Origin of the sequence: Capnocytophaga canimorsus, from assembly GCF_002302565.1 — a bacterium.
In the GTDB taxonomy this organism is placed as follows: Bacteria; Bacteroidota; Bacteroidia; order Flavobacteriales; family Flavobacteriaceae; genus Capnocytophaga; species Capnocytophaga canimorsus.
The window spans coordinates 837,527-856,457 of sequence record NZ_CP022382.1 but is presented as its reverse complement, the minus strand read 5'-3'; the positions used below and the strand labels follow the sequence as shown (position 1 = coordinate 856,457).

The window sequence follows — 18,931 nt, the reverse complement described above, 5'->3', positions numbered from 1 at the left end:
TTATGAATAAAACCATAGCTCAATATAATGAGGTTATTAGTCAATGTAAACAATTGTTTGTTAGTAAAATGACTGATTATGGGAGCGCTTGGCGGATTTTGAGATTGCCTTCACTTACCGATCAAATTTTTATCAAGGCTCAACGCATTCGAGGGTTGCAGGAAAACAAACCTAGAAAAATTCAAGAGGACGAGACTGCTGAGTTTGTTGGGATTGTCAACTATTCGGCAATGGCTCTAATTCAAATCGAAAAAGGAGTTGCTCAGCAACCTGACCTTGATACCCAACAAGCTACCCAATGGTATGACAAAGTAGTGGAACAAACCCGCCAACTAATGGAAGATAAAAACCACGATTATGGCGAGGCTTGGCGTGATATGCGAGTCAGTTCACTTACTGATTTAATTTTGCAAAAATTACTGCGTGTCAAACAAATAGAAAATAATCAAGGGAAAACTTTGGTCAGCGAAGGCATTGCAGCAAATTACCAAGATATACTTAATTATGCAGTTTTTGCTTTAATCCATTTGAACGAAAATAAATAATTCTTTGCTTCAAAATATGAAATATCTTATTCATTTAATACGACTTATAGTAGGTGTTATATTCATCATCAGTGGGCTTATAAAATTGAATGACCCTGTAGGTTTTGCTTTCAAATTAGAAGAATATTTTAGTGCCCAAGTACTTAATTTGCCTTTTCTTGAGCCTTTGGCTTTGGTGTTGGCTATTTCGGTTTGTATTGCTGAAGTGCTTTTAGGGGTTATGCTTCTATTGGGATACGCCAAAAAAGTAACGCTTTGGTCGCTTTTGGCAATGTTGGTGTTTTTTGCTTTTCTGACTTTCTATTCCGCGTATTATAATAAAGTTACTGATTGCGGTTGCTTTGGAGATGCTATTAAATTTACCCCTTGGCAATCTTTTGCTAAAGATATGGTTTTAATGGCAATGACCCTTATACTATTTTGGGGGCAAAAATACATTTCGCCTATTACTGAGGGAAGCGAACCCCTTTTTGTGACGCTTATGGCTTTTGTAGCTTGTGTTTTTTTTGTGATGCACGTGTACAATCATTTGCCTGTGGTCGATTTTCGTGCATATAAGGTGGGGACAAATATTCCTGAAGGAATGCAAATTCCTGAGAATGCCCCTCAACCCAAATTCGCTTATCATTGGAAATTTCAAGTAGATGGCAAAGAGCAAGTTATTACCACTATGGGAGATTATCCTAAAGTAGAAGGACAGTTTTTGGAAGTAAAAACGGAAGAAATTGATAGAGGGTATGTCCCTCCTATACACGATTTTACCATAGAAAAAGAGGATTTTGACTATACAAGTGAATTTATACAGGAAGAAAAACTGCTTTTGGTGGTTTGTTATCGACTTGACAAAGCCGAGAAAAAAGCTTTTAAAACCATCAAAGAAGTTACTGACAAAGCACTTAAAGCTGGGTATAAAGTGGTAGGAATGACCTACACCCTACCTTTGGCTGAAACTATCGTGAAGGATTTTGAACTTAATTTTGATTTTTACCTGACCGATGAAACCACTCTAAAAACCATAATCCGTTCTAATCCAGGTCTTGTGTTACTCAATAAAGGAACTATTATTGATAAAAAACATTTTAACGATGCAACCAAACTGCAGCTGTAACTTCTTACAATTTATAATAAATTGACAACAAAGCTATTCTGGGGAGGATATGTGTGGTTTGTTCTGTTATCAAATCGTTAAAAATAGAGCTATTCACTTTTGTTTTGGTGTTTAATACGTTGTTGATAGTTAAGTTAATACCCCAAGGAGCCGATTTTTTCTGATAGTTTAAAGTTAGATTTAATATTTGAAAATCACTTTTTTGATTGTAGGTATGGTTGGTGCTTTTAAAATAGGCATACTGTAAACCACTGGAAAAAGAAGCAAACGTATGGTCAGAGGAGACCGACCAATAATCTGTTGTTAATTTTGTTTGCGAAAGCCCTTTAAAGGTATTGAAAGTTTTATTATATGAAAACGTGAATATATTTGATTTGGCATATTTCATTCTAATTTTTCCCTTTAAAGTATGTGAAAGGTGCTTGTTTTCTGAGAGAATTTGGTTTGTTTTGTGATGATAATTCAAAGATTGATATTGATACAATAGCTCAAGTCTAGCTCGGTAAATATTTCGTTCAATACGGGTTGAAAAATTCCAAGTTTTTTCAGGATAGTTACCCCAAAGAGGAGTAGTAAGTTTGTTTATCCCCTCATAAAAGACTTCTTGTATGATGTTCCTTGACTTTTGGCTGTATATTAATTTAGAAAACAAAGATGCTTTTAAAAAATAGCTTGTTTTATTGTACGACAAGGTAAAAGTGTCAAATATTTCATTGAATAAAGTGGAATTTCCTTTAAAAAATTGGTTATAAGATTGCAAAGTTAGATTTCTTGCCATTAAATTTTCATTAGGGAATTCGTTTTTACGCAGATAATAAAATGAAATATCTTCGTTATCGTTTAGTTCGTATTTACTTTCAAAGGCGGGCTCGAAAGCGAAAGTTGTAACTTGGCTTCTATCAGGTTGGGATGTATTTAGCACATAATAGTGATTGAAAAAGGAAAATTTTGACACTAATTTTTTAATTTTAAAACGATAATCAACACCCCAAAAGGCATCTGTAAAACCGTGTTTGATGTCGTTGCCGAATCCTATTCGAGCTAAATCGTAAATATTGTTATCATCAAGAATTTGCGCCTCCCTTATGTGCAATTGCTTAATTTCCAATCGACTGCCAATGTTAAAATAAAGATGTGATTGCTTGTTTACAATCCAATAGTGTTTAAAAAGTACATCTAAATAATTTTGATGATGTCTTTTGGTTTGTGCTATAGAATACAAATCACTACTAACAAGGTGAAGTAATTTATTCTCTGAAAATGCTGGGGTTTGCCAATTGGTTTTCGGATTAGTATTTTGGTAAATGTGGTTGGCTACAAATGTGATGGTATGTTTTTCGTTATAAGCTTTGTGCCATTCGAGGTATTGTTTTAGTGAGATGTTATCATCGTTAAATGTGGAGGCGACGTTTTTTATATTGTTTTTGCCAAAAAATGTAGTGAGATGTGTATCAGATGTTCTATGGCTCATATCCCAATGTAAGTTATAAAACCACTTTTCCTTTTCAGATGGATTATAATCTAATTTTACATTTGCCATTGTTAATAAATCTTGTTGTATAATACTTCTTTGCCGAAATTCAAAAAACGGATTGGTATTTGCCAAATGTTCTATGCGATGTTCATACTGATAATCGGAGAAAAGTTTGGAAAACACCCCAAAACCACTAATATATAGCTTATCGTTAGGTGAAAACCCGTAGTTAACGGCTCCAAAATCCGATTTATGATTGCTCATATTATGATTATCCTTTACAAAGTTGGATAAATTGGTGAGTAATTTTGGCTTTTTTAAAGAAAATCGACTGCTTTCTCCTTGAAAGCGAACCAAATCTTGAAAACTAAAAGCTGATTTTCCGAAATTATTGCCATTACCTATGACACATAAATTCAACTCAGGACGGTAATAAAACACAGAGGTGTGAAGCAGGTGGTGTTTTTTAAAATTCGCCCCTATTTCCGATTCTCCAAAAACAAATCGTTTTTTTTCTTCTTTTAGTAGTACGTTCATTGCCAAATCTTCGGAGGTTGAAACTTCTTTTAAAAAAGATACCTCATTGTAACGGTCAATAACCTGTATTTTGTCAATGGCATCAGCAGGAATATTGTCAATAGCTAATTTGGAACCTCCGCCAAAAAAGAGCTTCCCTTCTACGAGCATTTGTGTTACTTCTTTTCCTTGTACGGAAACGATTCCGTTTTCATCAACTTCCACACCGGGTAACCGTTCCAAAACATCTTTCATTTTACGTTCGTTACCCAAGGTGAAAACATCTACCTTGTACGTGATGGTATCTTTTTTTATTACAATCGGGTGCTCGTACGAAATGACGACTTCCTTAAGTACTTCGCCTTTACTTTTCAGTAAAAAATGATGCTCTGATAGGTTGTCTTCGGCACGTATTTCAAGGCTTTGAGGAGCATAACCCAAATAGGAAACCGATAGTTGATAATCTGTATTATGGTGAAGCTCCAAGCGGTATCGCCCACGATGATCGGTAATGGCAAAAAGCACTCCGTTTTTTTGATTTAGAGGTCGTGCCAAAACATTAGCTCTTTCCAGCGGAGCAAGGCTATCACTTACCGTACCAGTAAAAACGCGTGTTTGCGTATATGCTATACCACAAAAAAAGAATAAAAATAAGGTGATTTTCTGCACGATAACTTATAAACGTCTAGGACCAAAATCTTTCTCCATCATTTTATTAAACTCATCGGTATATTGGTCAGAATTGATTGTTTTCTCTATTTTTGGGAAGTTCAAGTCAGGAGCTGTATCTAAAAATTCAATACGTTTTAAAACGGTTTTAAAACGCGCCCCTTGTTGTTTGGCGATAAAGACTACCCCAGGCAAACCAAAATACTCATCTGGTCCGCACTGCATCGGAAAATCGGGGCAAAACCACGCTTCCATAATATAAGTACCTATCCCTCTATAATCATCGTATTTGACTTCGCAAAAAGCGTAATAACAGGTGTATCCGTTAATTTCAGCCGATTTTTTGGTAATTGTCCACTTAAAAAAATCTATGGGATATTCTACAAAAAAACGTTTGCTATCTCTTTTAAAGGTTACATCTTCAACTACTTTATTATCAAAGTAGTAAAATTTTCGATTTGATGGCGGACGATAGCCTTCAGGAGCTAAGAGTTTTCCGTAAAAGTTATACCGAGCCTTATTACCAACGATCAAAAGCTCGTACTCCAAATCTTTAATTCGGTTTAAACGTTCCTCTATCCGTTTTTTAACGTTAGGGTCTTTGATATTCATCAGCTCCGTTTCAGACATACTCGCCAAAGTGGTATAAACAAAGCGATAATTTTGGGCATAAGTGTATGAAAAAGACCCTAAAAATAAGAAAACTAAAAATATTTTTTTCATAAGGATTATTTTTTAAAGAGGTTGCTTACTGGTAAAGTAAGCAACCTTGTATTTGGTACTTGTTTCTACATTAAAAAAGTTTTTCTTTCAGGCTTCGACTACGCTCAGCCCGACAATCAGAACTACCATTGTGCTTTTTATAACACACTTCTACTGCTCTACGCAAATGGGTAACAAGGTATTTTCTGCACCAACCTCATCACAAACATCATAATACCACCAAAAAGCTTCTCTAAATTGTTCACTGTCATTGATGCCTCCACATTGTGAATATTCGTGGCGAACAGCATTTCTCGCGTATTCAAGGCATTCTTGTTTATACGTTTTAACTTCAATAACTACTTTTTTTGCCTCCTTTTCCTCCAAAGTAATGGTGTTTCCATACGCAACTACCCCAAAACCAAGTGCTAAAGCACTAAATAAAAACCTTTTCATAATTAAGTAATTTTAATTGTTATTTATTGCAAAAATAAAATAAATTTATAAAAAAAGCAAAAAATAAATAAATTTTAACTTTTATTTAACTATTGAGATTTTATATATGCCTTGTCAAAAAAAGTGAGTTATTTTTTTGCAATTTCAAACAAGGTGGTATATTTGCAACACTGTAATTTGAGGCAAAAATGGCAAAAAACGGTACTGATTTGACCATTTTTATTTAGATAAAGAGCTTTATGGCAACAACTAAAGACGAAATGTCTTTTTTAGATCATTTGGAGGAATTGCGTTGGCATTTAATACGTGCTACTTTAGCTGTTTTAATTGTGGCTGTGGTGGCGTTCTTCTTCAAAGATTTTATTTTTGATGAAATCATCTTCGGTCCTAAAAAGGGCGATTTCATTACTTATCGTATGTTTTGTGAAATTTCACAAATATTTGATTTCGAGAGTACTTTTTGTTCTCAAGAATTGCCATTTACCATCCAAAATCGTACTATGGCAGGGCAGTTTTCGGCACATATCTGGACGTCCATTTGGGCTGGAGTAATCATTGCTTTCCCGTATGTTTTGTATGAAACGTGGCGATTTATCAGCCCTGGCTTGTATGAAAATGAACGAAGTATGGCTCGTGGTTTCATTTTGGTGGCTTCATTTTTATTCTTTTTAGGGGTTTGTTTCGGATATTATTTAATAGCTCCGCTTTCGGTTAATTTTTTGGGTACTTATACGGTGAGCCATCAGGTGGCTAATCAGATTGATTTGGCTTCGTATATTGCGGTAGTACGCTCTTCGGTGATTTCGTGTGGATTAGTATTTGAGTTACCTATAATCATCTATTTTTTAACCCGATTAGGACTCATTACCCCCGCTTTTATGAGAAAATATCGCAGACACGCTTTGGTTTTGGTACTTATTTTGGCGGCTATTATCACCCCCCCCGATGTAGCAAGTCAGATTATTGTTGCCATTCCTATAGCTTTCTTATATGAGGTAAGCATCTTTATATCAGCGTATGTGGTTAGAAAACAACAAATCGCATTAAAAAAACAAGAAATAAATAAAAACAATATATCTATTTAAAAATTTTTAGGTTTATGAATTATAAAGCCTACTTGGAACAACTTCCTGACGCCAAAACTTTGAAACAGATTTGTAAAGGGCGCGCAGTTATTGATTGGATTATTTGCGGACACGAATTTGAAACGTACCACACTTACTACAAAAGCAAGCAAGAGGAATACGATGGTTCGGAAGCTCAAATTGGGTTTGGTTTTGAGGAAGAAGACGGCACTTCGCTTTCTATTTACTTTATTGATAAGGCTTGTATCATTGTGCCTTCAACCAGTTTTGAAGACACCAAAGAAGCCAATAATCAAGCCTTTGAGAAAAAAATTCCAAAAGTGTTTTTGCCCTATTACCGCAAAAATTTTTCGGATACTGATATTCCTTTCGTGATTTGGACACTCGATGGAGTTACTTGGCAAGGGGAAGAAAACTTTGAAATAGATGAAAAAATAGAGAAATTTGCACAACTTACCACCGACCCTAAGGTGTACAAAACATGGGCTGTTGATTTCTTTGGCGATGATACGTTTTTGAAGCCCGATATGTCTGAAAAAACCATTTCTGATATCTATCAAGGTAAAGTACTTACCGAAAGTATGGTCTTTACTATCGTTTCAGAAGTGCACGATTGGGTAGATTTAGAAGATGAGTTGGATGAAATTCCTTATCGCTTTGATTTTTAGCGAAAGCCAAAACGATAGTAGCTTAATGGCACAATCTTTGGGAGATATCGTATATTTTAGTATATTGCGAGTTGAAAGTCATAATGTATGAAGTTAATCGTTAACGATATTGTTAAAATATACAAAGGGCGTAAGGTAGTTAAAGGCGTTTCTTTGGAGGTAAATCAAGGTGAAATTGTTGGGCTTTTAGGTCCTAATGGAGCAGGTAAAACCACTTCTTTTTATATGATTGTTGGGCTTATTAAACCTAACGGAGGGTCTATATATCTTGATAATAAAGAAATTACCCAGTATCCGATGTATAAAAGAGCTCAAAGCGGTATTGGTTATTTGGCGCAAGAGGCTTCGGTATTTCGTAAATTGAGCATTGAAGAAAACATTTTAAGTGTATTGCAACTCACTAAACTTTCCAAAAAGGAACAACAAAAAAAAACCGATGAGCTTATTGAAGAATTCAGCTTGGGTCATATTCGCAAGAATCGGGGGGATTTACTCTCGGGAGGAGAACGCAGACGTACCGAAATTGCCCGTGCACTGGCTACCAATCCGAGTTTTATTCTGTTGGACGAGCCTTTCGCAGGGGTTGACCCTGTTGCGGTGGAGGATATACAACGTATTGTAGCTCAGCTTAAAAATAAAAATATTGGTATTTTAATTACCGATCACAACGTACAAGAAACCTTAGCGATTACCGACCGAACCTACCTGATGTTTGAGGGAGGAATTTTGAAGGCAGGAGTACCCGAGGAATTAGCTGCTGATGAAGTGGTACGAAAAGTGTATTTGGGGCAGAATTTTGAACTTCGTAAGAAAAAATTATTTTCCTGACAATGAGTAATTATATCGAATATGATTTTGTAATCACTCCTTTGGGAGAGGCTTGTGAAATTTTGGTAGCGGAATTGGCTGAATTCGGATTTGAAAGTTTTGTTGATTCTGAAAGCGGAATTTTGGCATACGTACAAGAAAAGGATTGGTATCCAGAAATTTTAGACGATATCTATATCCTTAAAAATCCTGAATTTAAAATATCATATACCCAAAAACTCATCAAGCAGGTCAATTGGAATGAGCAATGGGAGAAAAATTTTAATCCCATTACGGTAAATGAGCAAATTACGGTACGAGCTCCTTTCCACGAAAAAACAAACACCCCTTTTGACATTGTTATCGAACCGAAAATGAGTTTCGGTACGGGGCATCACGAAACCACACATATGATGCTTGAGTTTTTGCTTAATACACAACTTTTGGGTAAAAAAGTACTTGATATGGGTTGCGGAACGGGCGTCTTGGCAATTATGGCAGCTAAAAAAGGAGCTACTGATGTAACGGCAATAGATATTGATACGTGGTGCTACGAGAATGCTCAAGAAAATATTCAACGCAATGAAACAGAATTTATTAAAGTACTTTTAGGAGATGCTACGTTGCTGAACGACCAAAATTTTGATGTAATTATAGCCAACATCAATCGAAACATACTGTTGGAAGATATCCCTATTTATGTTGAGTCGTTATGCGAAGGCGGAACACTTTTTTTGAGTGGATTTTATCAGGAGGATATTCCTGCTATTGCTGAAAAATGCAGTCAGAAGGGCTTGACTTTTGTTCAAAAATTGGAACGAAACCGTTGGGTAGCCTTGCAATTCAATAAATAAAACAAGAAAAGATGAAATTACAATACCAAGAACAAACTGTGGTTGAAGTCCTTGTGGAAGAACAAGTGGAAAAAGAATACTCCATCGTTTTATACAATGATGATGTCAACACGTTTGATCACGTTATCGAAACATTGATGATGGTTTGTGACCATACTCCAGAACAAGCTGAACAATGTGCTATAATTGTGCATTTTAACGGAAAATGCAGTGTAAAAAGCGGAGGTTATAACGAGTTAAAACCCGCTTGTACTGCACTTTTAGAAGCAGGGCTTAGTGCCGAAATACATTGAAGTAATTTTTTAAAAAGAAAATAGAATGAAGTTAGCCGTAATAGCCCACGATGGGAAAAAAGCCGAAATGGTGTCTTTTTTAAACAAGCATTTGACATTTTTGCATTCGGCAAACATTGAAATTGTAGCTACTGGAACTACTGGAATGCACGCTCAAAATGCAGGTTTGCAGGTGGAACGTGTACTTTCAGGACCTCACGGAGGTGATGCACAAATTGCTTCACAAATTGCTGAAGGTAAGGTACAAGGCGTGTTTTTCTTTCGTGATCCGCTTGATAAACACCCTCACGAGCCCGATATCAATATGCTGATGCGTATTTGCGATGTGCATAATGTTCCTATTGCGACCAATCCAGCAACTGCCGAACTCATTCTTAAGGGGTTGGAAAATGAAATGTCCTAATTTTGTTTCGCTTAACAATATAATACAAATAAGTTCTGATTCAATTATTTACAAATAAAAATGTAGCTCAAATTGTCATACGCTCAATAAAAAGTATTTTTTAAGTATGAAAAAATTACAATTACCCCTATCGAAAAAAAATTATCTAATAGGAGCTATTTTTTTAGGGTTGCCTTTCTTTACATACGCTCAATCTGATTTACAAAGGCAGTTCAGTTTGGAAGCCTCAATAATATCGTTAGGCGTTGCCTATGAACAACCTCTTTTAAAAAATACTGAAGCTGAATTGTCCGTAGGAGTTACTGACTTTTTTAGATCAGAAATGGGATACTCAATAAATTCACTAACTGAAAAATTTTCACCCTATACCAAAGTTGCTCTTCGTCATTATTACAATCGTAATCATCGTGAACATAAAGGAAAGGATAATTCCTTTAATAAAGGAAATTTCATTGCCTTTCAAAATAAAATACTATACGGAGCTACTCGTGATAATGATATAAGAATGATTAATGAAGTGCATTGGGGTGTACAAACACAACTCGCTAAAAGATTACTTTTTACCTTTCATATTGGTATAGGGCATTACTATCGCAAATCGTACGTTAAGCAAGAAAGCAATAGTAAATACTGGCTTTTCGCTCCTACCTTGGGGCTAAAATTAAAATATGTTTTGTGGTGAAAACCACTAGTTGTTTGGCTATAAGTAATAACATATAGTAACAAAATAATAATAAGATGATTTTTTGATGAAAAAATAATATTTTAAAATATTGTTTTTTAGTATGTTGTAAAAATATTTTAATTTTTCTGTGAATAAAGTTTGCATAAATAAAAAAATGTACTACATTTGCAACCGCAATAAAGCACTAAGGGTTCTTAGCTCAGCTGGTTCAGAGCATCTGCCTTACAAGCAGAGGGTCACTGGTTCGAATCCAGTAGGACCCACTTAGTTTAGATTTATGGTTATTTAGGGTTCTTAGCTCAGCTGGTTCAGAGCATCTGCCTTACAAGCAGAGGGTCACTGGTTCGAATCCAGTAGGACCCACTAAATCCTCGAAAGAAACTCTTTCGAGGATTTTTTGCTTTTGTAGAATGCCTAAAATAGCTATCTTTGTGCAAACCTAAATTTAGTTATGTACAAGCAAATTATTCGACCGCTTCTTTTTCTTTCAGACCCCGAAAAAGCACATCATTTTGTGTTTAACTTCCTTAAAATGGTTCATAAAGTACCAGGGGTGCCTACTTTAATAAGAAAAATACATCAAATAAAGCATCCAGCATTGGAGCGTGAAGTTTTTGGTTTGAAGTTTAAAAATCCAGTAGGACTTGCCGCAGGGCTCGACAAAGATGCCAAGCTTTACAAAGAGCTTTCAAACCTTGGCTTCGGATTTATTGAAATTGGAACGGTAACCCCAAAGCCTCAATCAGGAAATCCGAAAAAAAGACTTTTTAGATTAAAGGCCGATTCGGCAATTATTAACCGTATGGGCTTTAATAATGAAGGGGTTCAGGCGGCCGTAAAACGATTAAAATCCAATAAAAACGTTCTGATAGGGGGAAATATCGGTAAGAATAAAGTTACTCCAAATGAAAAGGCAACCGATGATTATTGCATTTGCTTTGATGCCCTTTTTGATTATGTGGATTATTTTGTAGTTAATGTAAGTTCACCCAATACGCCTAATTTGAGAACGTTGCAAGAAAAAGAACCGCTAACTCAACTACTCAATACTTTGCAACAACGTAATGTACAAAAAGTAAAACCCAAGCCCATTTTGCTTAAGATTGCGCCCGATTTAACCGATGAACAGCTATTAGATATTATTGATATTGTAAAAGAAACGCAAATTGCTGGGGTAATAGCCACTAACACTACCATTGCTCGTGAGGGGCTTAAATCTTCAGAAAGCCAAGAAATAGGAGGACTAAGCGGAAAACCCTTGAAGCACCGTTCTACGGAAGTTATTCGCTTTCTTTCGGAAAAAAGCCAAAAGGCGTTTCCTATTATTGGGGTAGGAGGGATACATTCGGCAGCAGATGCGATTGAAAAACTTGAGGCAGGAGCCTCTTTGGTACAACTCTATACAGGGTTTATTTATGAAGGTGCAGGGCTTATAAAACAAATCAATCGGCATATTATTCAAATGAATAAAAAATAGAAAATTTATGGTAAGGAAATACCTGTTTGTTTTAACTACTTGTTTGATAGTCGCTTGTAATACGACTAAAAATCAGCAACAAAAAGCTAATGAAAATCCGCCTAATGTCATTTTTATTATTGCAGATGATATTGGGTATGCTGATTTTAGTTGTTATGGTGCCACAGCAATTCAAACCCCTCAAGTGGATAAATTATCGCAAGAAGGCTTACGCTTTACCAATGCCCATACTACAGCGGCTACGTGTACCCCTTCCCGATATTCTTTATTTACAGGGCAATACAATTGGAGACGTAAGGATACTGGAATTGCCACAGGCGATGCAGGTATGGTAATTCGTCCTGAGCAATCCACTATAGCCAGTCTATTTCAATCAAAGGGTTATGTTACTGCCGCCATTGGTAAATGGCATTTGGGGCTCGGCGATACACAAGGTTCTCAAAATTGGAACGGATTTATAACTCCAGGACCTACAGATATTGGGTTTTCACATTCATACATAATGGCTGCCACTGGCGACCGTGTGCCCTGCGTATGGATAGAAAACCAACGTGTTGCCAATTACGATGCCCAATTCCCTATTGCGGTAAGCTATGACAAGCCTTTTGAGGGCGAACCTTTGGGCAAAACGCATCCGCACTTGGTAACTAAGCAGAAACCTTCGCTGAATCACGGACACGACCAAGCCATAGTTAACGGAATTTCTCGTATCGGATATATGAAAGGGGGCGGAAAAGCACTTTGGCAAGATGAAAACATTGCCGATACCATCACTGCCAAAGCCATTCAATTTATTGAACAACATAAAGAAAAACCTTTTTTCTTGTATGTCGGAACTAACGATATTCACGTGCCTCGTTATCCGCATTCGCGTTTCGTGGGTAAAAGCGGACTTGGGCTTAGGGGCGATGCCCTGTTGCAGTTCGATTGGACGGTAGGTCAAATTATCGAAACTCTCCAAAAAAATCATTTGCTGGAGAATACTTTAATTATACTTAGTAGTGATAACGGACCAGTAATAGATGATGGTTATCAAGACCAATCTGAAGAAATGTTAGGGGAGCATCGTCCTTGGGGAAATTTCCATAAAAGAGGCGGAAAATACAGCAATTTTACGGCAGGTACGCGTGTTCCGTTTATTGTTAGTTGGAAAGGAAAGATAGCACGTGGTGTTTCCGATGCTTTGGTCTCTCAAGTGGATTTGTACGCTTCTATGGCCGCATTGCTCAATAGTGATTTACCTCAAGGAGCGGCGGCTGATAGCCAAAATCAACTTCAAACTCTGTTAGGCAAAGATGCTAAGGGGCGTGATTATGTAATCAGTTCAGCAGGGGCTTTATCCATTTACGACGGAACTTGGAAGTACATCGTGCCCAATCAAAGAGCACACTATAATAAACTTACACAAACTCCCTTAGGTAATTCCTCTGAAGAACAGTTGTATCACATTAAAGAGGATATATCAGAGATGAAAAATATCGCTACGGAGCACCCTGAGCAGGTACAGCGTCTTAAAGCCTTACTCAAAGCCGAAACTGAAAAAGGGTATATGCGTTAGAAGTATCTATAATCTTCAAATCTTTTTAATTATTTAATTTTCAATTATTTTAATCTAAAAAATATGTCAGACGATAAGAAAGTAATTTTTTCGATGTCGAAGGTGAGTAAAACTTACGCTTCGACGAATAAACAAGTGCTTAAGGATATTTATTTGAGTTTCTTTTATGGGGCTAAAATAGGTATTTTAGGGCTTAATGGCTCTGGAAAATCTTCTCTTTTGAAAATAATTGCAGGAGTTGATAAAAATCATCAAGGCGATGTGGTGTTCGCTCCTGGCTATACGGTGGGTTATCTGGAACAAGAACCTCAACTGGACGAAAATAAAACGGTGATCGAAGTGGTTCGCGAGGGAGCTGCTGAAACAATTGCCATTTTGGAAGAGTTCAACAAGATAAATGATATGTTTGGGCTTGAAGAAGTCTATTCCGACCCCGATAAAATGCAAAAATTGATGGACAAACAAGCTGAATTACAAGATAAAATTGATGCTTGTGGCGGTTGGGAGATAGACAATAAGCTGGAAATAGCAATGGACGCCCTCAGAACGCCAGAACCGGATACGCCTATCAAGGTTTTATCAGGAGGAGAGCGTCGTCGTGTGGCGTTGTGTCGTTTGCTTCTGCAACAACCTGATGTTCTGTTGCTTGATGAGCCAACCAACCACCTAGATGCTGAGTCTGTATTATGGTTAGAGCAACATTTGCAACAATACGCAGGAACTGTAATTGCTGTCACTCACGACCGATACTTTTTGGATAATGTTGCGGGTTGGATTTTGGAATTGGATAGGGGAGAAGGAATTCCTTGGAAAGGAAATTACTCTTCTTGGCTCGACCAAAAGGCAAAACGATTGGAGCAAGAGGAAAAAACGGCTTCCAAACGACGTAAAATCCTTGAAAGAGAATTGGAATGGGTGCGTCAGGGAGCAAAAGGACGTCAAACCAAGCAAAAAGCACGTTTGCAAAATTACGACCGACTTTTGAATGAAGATCAAAAACAATTGGATGAAAAGTTAGAAATCTATATCCCGAACGGACCTCGTTTAGGAACCAACGTAATTGAAGCAAAAGGAGTTGCCAAAGCTTTTGGAGATAAACTATTGTATGATAATTTGAATTTTGTATTGCCACAAGCAGGAATTGTCGGAGTGATTGGACCTAACGGAGCTGGTAAATCGACCATTTTCCGTATGATTATGGGAGAGGAAAAACCTGATGCTGGGGAATTTATCATCGGGGATACAGTTAAAATTGCGTATGTTGACCAAACGCATAAAAATATCGACCCTAACAAATCCATTTGGGAGAATTTCTCTGACGGACAAGACTTAATTATGATGGGAGGACATCAAGTGAATTCCAGAGCTTATCTGAGTCGTTTTAACTTCAGCGGAAGTGATCAAAACAAAAAAGTGGCTACACTCTCAGGTGGGGAACGTAACCGATTACATTTAGCAATGACCTTAAAAGAAGAAGGAAACGTACTTTTACTCGACGAGCCGACCAACGATTTAGATGTGAATACGTTACGAGCTTTGGAGGAAGGTTTGGAAAACTTTGCAGGTTGTGCGGTGGTCATCTCACACGACCGATGGTTCTTGGACAGAATTTGTACGCATATTTTAGCTTTTGAAGGAGATTCCCAAGTGTATTTCTTTGAAGGAAGTTTCTCTGAATATGAGGAAAATAAACGCAAACGTCTTGGCAAAGAAGTTACCCCAACCAGAATTAAGTATAAGAGGCTGATACGTAGTTAATTATAACAAAAAAGGATTTGAAACTAGTTTCAAATCCTTTTTGCTTTTCAGATATTGGGTTGTTATTTATTCTTTGCTTCAATCCATTTACGAGCATTTACAAACGCTTCTATCCAAGGTGATACTTCATCGTGGCGACCTTCGGGATAGTTTGCCCAATTCCATTGGAAAATAGAACGCTCAAAATGAGGCATTGATACTAAGTGACGCCCTGTTTTGTCGCAAAGCATTGCTGTATTATAATCCGAACCATTAGGGTTGGCAGGATAGCTTGCGTAAGCGTATTTTGCTACGATATGGTATTGATTTTCAGTCTCTGGTAGAAGAAACCTTCCTTCGCCGTGCGAAATCCAGATGCCCAATGTAGCTCCTTCCAAAGATGAAAGCATCACCGAATTATTTTTTTGTATGGTAACCGATGTAAATCCGCTCTCGTGCTTTTGCGAAAGGTTGTGCTTCATTTTTCCGTGAACTGGGTGTTCGGGGTGAATGAGTTCCAATTCCATAAATAATTGACATCCATTGCAGATACCTACCGAAAGCGTATCTTCTCTTTTGAAGAAATTGTCTAAGGCTGTTTTTGCTTTTTCGTTGTATAAGAACGCTCCTGCCCAGCCTTTGGCACTTCCCAGTACATCAGAATTTGAAAATCCGCCAACAGCTCCGATAAATTGCACATCTTCAAGAGTTTCACGTCCCGAGATAAGGTCGGTCATATGTACATCTTTTACATCAAATCCTGCCAGATACATAGCATTAGCCATTTCGCGTTCCGAGTTGCTTCCTTTTTCACGTATGATAGCAGCTTTTGGTCGATTTTGAGGCACTTGCGGTAGCTTTCCATCAAAATGAGTAGGCAAAATGTATTTTAGCGGTTGATTTTTGTAGTTTTCATAACGTGCCTCCGCCATATTGTTGTGCGTTTGCTTTTTATCCAAAAGATAAGAGGTTTTGAACCAAATATCTCGTAATTCAGCCACTGAAAAAGCGAAAGTGTCTTCAAAGTTTTCTATCTCAATGGTGTCGGTCTCAACTACTTGTGCTATTTTTTGGAAATCTACCTCATTTTCTTTCAGAAATTGTTCCAAAGAGGCGTCATTCTGTGCCTGTACCACTACGGCAATATTCTCGTTAAACAAAGCCTTTACGCTGTCTTTTTCGTTTAGTGAAGACAGATTTACACTTAAGGCAATGTTGTTTTCTGCAAAGCACATTTCCAGAAGTGTGGTGATAAGTCCGCCACTTCCCACGTCGTGTCCTGCTATGATAAGCTGTTGATTAATAGCTTTTTGTAATGTATTAAATCCGTTTTTGAAGGCTTGGGCATCGGCAATGGTAGGGGCTTGTGTGCCTATCTTGTTCAGAATTTGTCCCAAAGAAGAACCTCCTAATTTGAAAATATCTTTGGACAGATTGATATAATACAACGAACCTCCGTTTACTTTTGCCACAGGCTCAATTACTTTTTTGATATCCGAGCAGTGCCCAATTGCCGAAATGATGACCGTTCCAGGGGCGATAACATTTTCTCCGTTAGGGTATTTTTGCTTCATCGAAAGCGAATCTTTTCCTGTTGGGATATTGATTCCTAATTCAATGGCAAATTCCGAACATCCTTTTACTGCCTGATACAAACGAGCATCTTCGCCTTGGTTATTACAAGCCCACATCCAATTGGCGGAAAGCGAAACGCTCTCCAAACCTTTTTCCAAAGGAGCAAAAACGATATTGGTCAAGGCTTCTGCTACGGCATTTCTACTTCCTGCCACAGGGTCGATAAGAGCCGTAAGCGGGGAGTGTCCTATACTGGTTGCTATACCTTCTTTTCCTTTGAAATCCAAAGCCATCACTCCTACGTTGTTCAGCGGAAGTTGTAAGGCACCCACGCATTGTTGCTTAGCTACACGTCCGCCCACGCATCGGTCTACTTTATTGGTTAGCCAATCTTTACACGCAACGGCTTCGAGTTGAAGCACTTGGTGTAGGTAGTTGGGTATTTGTTTTTTGTCGTAATTTAATTCTTGATAATGTTGTTTTTGAGTAATATCGTTCATAATGGTTTTGGGCGAACTTCCGAACATATCGGCAAGAGCCAAATCCATAGGGGTATCGCCTTTGGTTTGGGAACTGAAAACAAAGCGTTTATCTCCTGTTACTTTTCCTACTTGGTACATAGGAGAACGTTCGCGTTCGGCAATTTTACGTAAGAAATCGGCGTCTTTTTCTTGTATTACCAGCCCGATACGCTCTTGTGATTCGTTTCCAATAATTTCTTTGGCAGATAGGGTAGGGTCTCCTATCGGAAGTTTGTCAAGGTCTATTTTCCCACCTGTTTCTTCGACCAATTCCGAGAGGCAATTCAGATGTCCTCCTGCACCATGGTCGTGGATAGAAATAATAGGATTTTCATCGCTCTCTACCAAAGCTCGGATGGCATTGGCTACGCGTTTTTGCATTTCAGGATTGGAACGCTGAATGGCGTTAAGCTCAATTCCTGAACCAAAAGCACCTGTATCTGCTGATGATACGGCAGCACCTCCCATTCCGATACGATAATTTTCACCTCCCAGCACCACAATTTCATCATTGGTTTGAGGTTGTTTCTTCTGTGCCATTTCTTTTTTGCCGTAGCCCACGCCCCCAGCAAGCATAATGACCTTGTCGAAGCCCAATTTCAAAGCATCTTCTTGATGCTCAAAGGTTAGTACCGAACCTGTAATAAGTGGTTGTCCAAATTTGTTACCAAAATCGGAAGCTCCGTTTGAAGCCTTGATAAGAATATCCATTGGGGTTTGATAAAGCCACTGGCGTTCGTCCATTGCTTGTTCCCAAGGGCGTGTTTTCTCCAAACGCGAATAAGCAGTCATATAAACAGCGGTTCCTGCTAAGGGGAGTGAACCTTGTCCGCCCGCTAAGCGGTCGCGTATTTCTCCGCCAGAGCCTGTTGCAGCTCCGTTGAAAGGCTCAACCGTAGTAGGGAAATTATGCGTTTCTGCTTTTAATGAAATGACTGACTCAAAGGGTTTTTCTTGATAAAAATCGGGTTTATCAAAACTTTTTGGAGCAAATTGTATCACCTCAGGACCTTGCAAAAAGGCGACATTGTCCTTATATGCCGAAACAATGCTATTGGGGTGAGCCTCTGAGGTTCTTTTTATCATTTTAAAGAGCGAAAGCGGTTGTTCTTGTCCATCAATTACAAAAGTTCCGTTGAATATTTTATGTCGGCAATGTTCGGAATTGACCTGTGAAAATCCAAAAACCTCCGAATCGGTAAGTTTTCGTCCTATTTTTTGGGACAAGTTTTCCAGATAAGTAATTTCTTCGTCACTTAGTGCAAGTCCTTCTTTTTCATTGTACAGAGCGATATTGTCAATCTCGGTAATGGCTTCGGGCTCAATGTTTATGGTGAAGATATTTTGTGTTAAATCATTGTATTTCTGCAAAAGCATAGGGTCGAAATCCGAAAAATCGGCAGTAACTTCCAAAAATTCTTCGATACGACTGATGCCTTCAATGCCCATATTTTGGGTAATTTCTACGGCATTGGTACTCCAAGGCGTAATCATCGTTGCACGAGGTCCGATAAAGGTTCCTTTCAATTCGTTTTGAGACAAATATGAAGCTCCGCCAAAGAGCCATTCTAACTTCTGAATGGTTTGTGTTGAAAAAACTGCCGAACTTTGTACGGCGTAAATGGTTGGGGTTTGGTTCTTAAAGAAATGTATCATAGTGATTTCATTTTGAAGCCACAAATTTAATTTTTTTTACCAAAATGGAAAGTATTTTTATTTACGTTTTCTGTATTAAAATTTGCATATACCTAAAAAATAGTATATTTGTTTTATTTTAAATAAAATTAAGAGTATTTTG

The 18,931-nt window shown here is 37.7% G+C and carries 16 protein-coding genes and 2 tRNA genes; 14 read left to right on the top strand and 4 right to left on the bottom strand.

The genetic code is table 11. The annotated features are described in order from the left end of the window. Positions 1-2 precede the first annotated feature (2 nt). Entirely contained in the window at positions 3-545 is a 543-nt protein-coding gene (locus tag CGC47_RS03770; protein WP_095900001.1) for a DUF1599 domain-containing protein, read from the top strand. Between the two features lie 16 nt (positions 546-561). Beyond that, complete coding sequence (locus CGC47_RS03765) at positions 562-1,653, top strand: BT_3928 family protein (RefSeq protein WP_095900000.1); 1,092 nt, start codon at positions 562-564, stop codon at positions 1,651-1,653. Positions 1,654-1,657: 4 nt separating this feature from the next. On the opposite strand, the gene CGC47_RS03760 is transcribed toward CGC47_RS03765, so the two are convergent. The 3 genes from CGC47_RS03760 to CGC47_RS03750 form a co-directional block, all read right to left on the bottom strand. Beyond that, complete coding sequence (locus CGC47_RS03760) at positions 1,658-4,312, bottom strand: carboxypeptidase-like regulatory domain-containing protein (protein WP_052456184.1); 2,655 nt, start codon at positions 4,310-4,312, stop codon at positions 1,658-1,660. A 6-nt stretch (positions 4,313-4,318) separates the two neighbouring features. Continuing rightward, entirely contained in the window at positions 4,319-5,035 is a 717-nt protein-coding gene (locus CGC47_RS03755; RefSeq protein ID WP_042001865.1) for a GLPGLI family protein, read from the bottom strand. Between the two features lie 150 nt (positions 5,036-5,185). After that, on the bottom strand, positions 5,186-5,470 hold the full coding sequence (locus CGC47_RS03750; RefSeq protein ID WP_042001862.1) for a hypothetical protein: 285 nt from the start codon (positions 5,468-5,470) through the stop codon (positions 5,186-5,188). A gap of 239 nt (positions 5,471-5,709) precedes the next feature. Between CGC47_RS03750 and tatC the strand changes: the two genes are divergently transcribed. The 12 genes from tatC to ettA all read left to right on the top strand — a co-directional run bounded on the left by tatC (position 5,710) and on the right by ettA (position 15,058). After that, positions 5,710-6,555 (top strand): twin-arginine translocase subunit TatC, encoded by an 846-nt coding sequence (gene tatC, locus CGC47_RS03745; protein ID WP_042001859.1) that lies wholly within the window; start codon positions 5,710-5,712, stop codon positions 6,553-6,555. A gap of 14 nt (positions 6,556-6,569) precedes the next feature. Further along, positions 6,570-7,223: a hypothetical protein gene (locus CGC47_RS03740; protein WP_042001856.1), complete on the top strand. Its 654-nt coding sequence runs from the start codon at positions 6,570-6,572 to the stop codon at positions 7,221-7,223. An 87-nt stretch (positions 7,224-7,310) separates the two neighbouring features. Then, positions 7,311-8,051 carry an LPS export ABC transporter ATP-binding protein gene (gene lptB, locus CGC47_RS03735; protein WP_013996806.1) on the top strand — a complete coding sequence of 247 codons (741 nt, stop codon included), beginning with the start codon at positions 7,311-7,313 and terminating at the stop codon, positions 8,049-8,051. 2 nt (positions 8,052-8,053) lie between these two features. Next, positions 8,054-8,884 carry a 50S ribosomal protein L11 methyltransferase gene (gene prmA, locus CGC47_RS03730; RefSeq protein ID WP_042001854.1) on the top strand — a complete coding sequence of 277 codons (831 nt, stop codon included), beginning with the start codon at positions 8,054-8,056 and terminating at the stop codon, positions 8,882-8,884. Positions 8,885-8,895: 11 nt separating this feature from the next. After that, positions 8,896-9,177 (top strand): ATP-dependent Clp protease adaptor ClpS, encoded by a 282-nt coding sequence (locus CGC47_RS03725; RefSeq protein ID WP_042001852.1) that lies wholly within the window; start codon positions 8,896-8,898, stop codon positions 9,175-9,177. Positions 9,178-9,202: 25 nt separating this feature from the next. Beyond that, positions 9,203-9,580 (top strand): methylglyoxal synthase, encoded by a 378-nt coding sequence (locus CGC47_RS03720; protein ID WP_013996809.1) that lies wholly within the window; start codon positions 9,203-9,205, stop codon positions 9,578-9,580. A gap of 106 nt (positions 9,581-9,686) precedes the next feature. Continuing rightward, positions 9,687-10,262: a hypothetical protein gene (locus CGC47_RS03715; RefSeq protein ID WP_095899999.1), complete on the top strand. Its 576-nt coding sequence runs from the start codon at positions 9,687-9,689 to the stop codon at positions 10,260-10,262. A gap of 191 nt (positions 10,263-10,453) precedes the next feature. Next, positions 10,454-10,528, top strand: a tRNA-Val gene (locus CGC47_RS03710). A gap of 25 nt (positions 10,529-10,553) precedes the next feature. After that, a tRNA-Val gene (locus CGC47_RS03705) sits at positions 10,554-10,628 on the top strand. 88 nt (positions 10,629-10,716) lie between these two features. Continuing rightward, positions 10,717-11,742, top strand: coding sequence for a quinone-dependent dihydroorotate dehydrogenase (locus CGC47_RS03700; protein WP_042001850.1), 1,026 nt, complete (start codon positions 10,717-10,719; stop codon positions 11,740-11,742). 7 nt (positions 11,743-11,749) lie between these two features. Continuing rightward, positions 11,750-13,300 (top strand): sulfatase family protein, encoded by a 1,551-nt coding sequence (locus CGC47_RS03695; protein ID WP_042001848.1) that lies wholly within the window; start codon positions 11,750-11,752, stop codon positions 13,298-13,300. Positions 13,301-13,363: 63 nt separating this feature from the next. Beyond that, positions 13,364-15,058 (top strand): energy-dependent translational throttle protein EttA, encoded by a 1,695-nt coding sequence (ettA, locus tag CGC47_RS03690; RefSeq protein WP_042001845.1) that lies wholly within the window; start codon positions 13,364-13,366, stop codon positions 15,056-15,058. Between the two features lie 62 nt (positions 15,059-15,120). On the opposite strand, the gene purL is transcribed toward ettA, so the two are convergent. Further along, positions 15,121-18,789, bottom strand: a complete 3,669-nt coding sequence (purL, locus tag CGC47_RS03685) for a phosphoribosylformylglycinamidine synthase (protein ID WP_095900367.1) — start codon at positions 18,787-18,789, stop codon at positions 15,121-15,123. Positions 18,790-18,931 lie beyond the last annotated feature (142 nt).

Bases quoted from the DNA above. Each gene is read 5' to 3' on its own strand.
- CGC47_RS03770 (WP_095900001.1), top strand. From the start codon at position 3: ATGAATAAAACCATAGCTCAATATAATGAGGTTATTAGTCAATGTAAA.
- CGC47_RS03765 (WP_095900000.1), top strand. From the start codon at position 562: ATGAAATATCTTATTCATTTAATACGACTTATAGTAGGTGTTATATTC.
- CGC47_RS03755 (WP_042001865.1), bottom strand. From the start codon at position 5,035: ATGAAAAAAATATTTTTAGTTTTCTTATTTTTAGGGTCTTTTTCATAC.
- CGC47_RS03750 (WP_042001862.1), bottom strand. From the start codon at position 5,470: ATGAAAAGGTTTTTATTTAGTGCTTTAGCACTTGGTTTTGGGGTAGTT.
- tatC (WP_042001859.1), top strand. From the start codon at position 5,710: ATGGCAACAACTAAAGACGAAATGTCTTTTTTAGATCATTTGGAGGAA.
- CGC47_RS03740 (WP_042001856.1), top strand. From the start codon at position 6,570: ATGAATTATAAAGCCTACTTGGAACAACTTCCTGACGCCAAAACTTTG.
- lptB (WP_013996806.1), top strand. From the start codon at position 7,311: ATGAAGTTAATCGTTAACGATATTGTTAAAATATACAAAGGGCGTAAG.
- prmA (WP_042001854.1), top strand. From the start codon at position 8,054: ATGAGTAATTATATCGAATATGATTTTGTAATCACTCCTTTGGGAGAG.
- CGC47_RS03725 (WP_042001852.1), top strand. From the start codon at position 8,896: ATGAAATTACAATACCAAGAACAAACTGTGGTTGAAGTCCTTGTGGAA.
- CGC47_RS03720 (WP_013996809.1), top strand. From the start codon at position 9,203: ATGAAGTTAGCCGTAATAGCCCACGATGGGAAAAAAGCCGAAATGGTG.
- CGC47_RS03715 (WP_095899999.1), top strand. From the start codon at position 9,687: ATGAAAAAATTACAATTACCCCTATCGAAAAAAAATTATCTAATAGGA.
- CGC47_RS03700 (WP_042001850.1), top strand. From the start codon at position 10,717: ATGTACAAGCAAATTATTCGACCGCTTCTTTTTCTTTCAGACCCCGAA.
- CGC47_RS03695 (WP_042001848.1), top strand. From the start codon at position 11,750: ATGGTAAGGAAATACCTGTTTGTTTTAACTACTTGTTTGATAGTCGCT.
- ettA (WP_042001845.1), top strand. From the start codon at position 13,364: ATGTCAGACGATAAGAAAGTAATTTTTTCGATGTCGAAGGTGAGTAAA.
- purL (WP_095900367.1), bottom strand. From the start codon at position 18,789: ATGATACATTTCTTTAAGAACCAAACCCCAACCATTTACGCCGTACAA.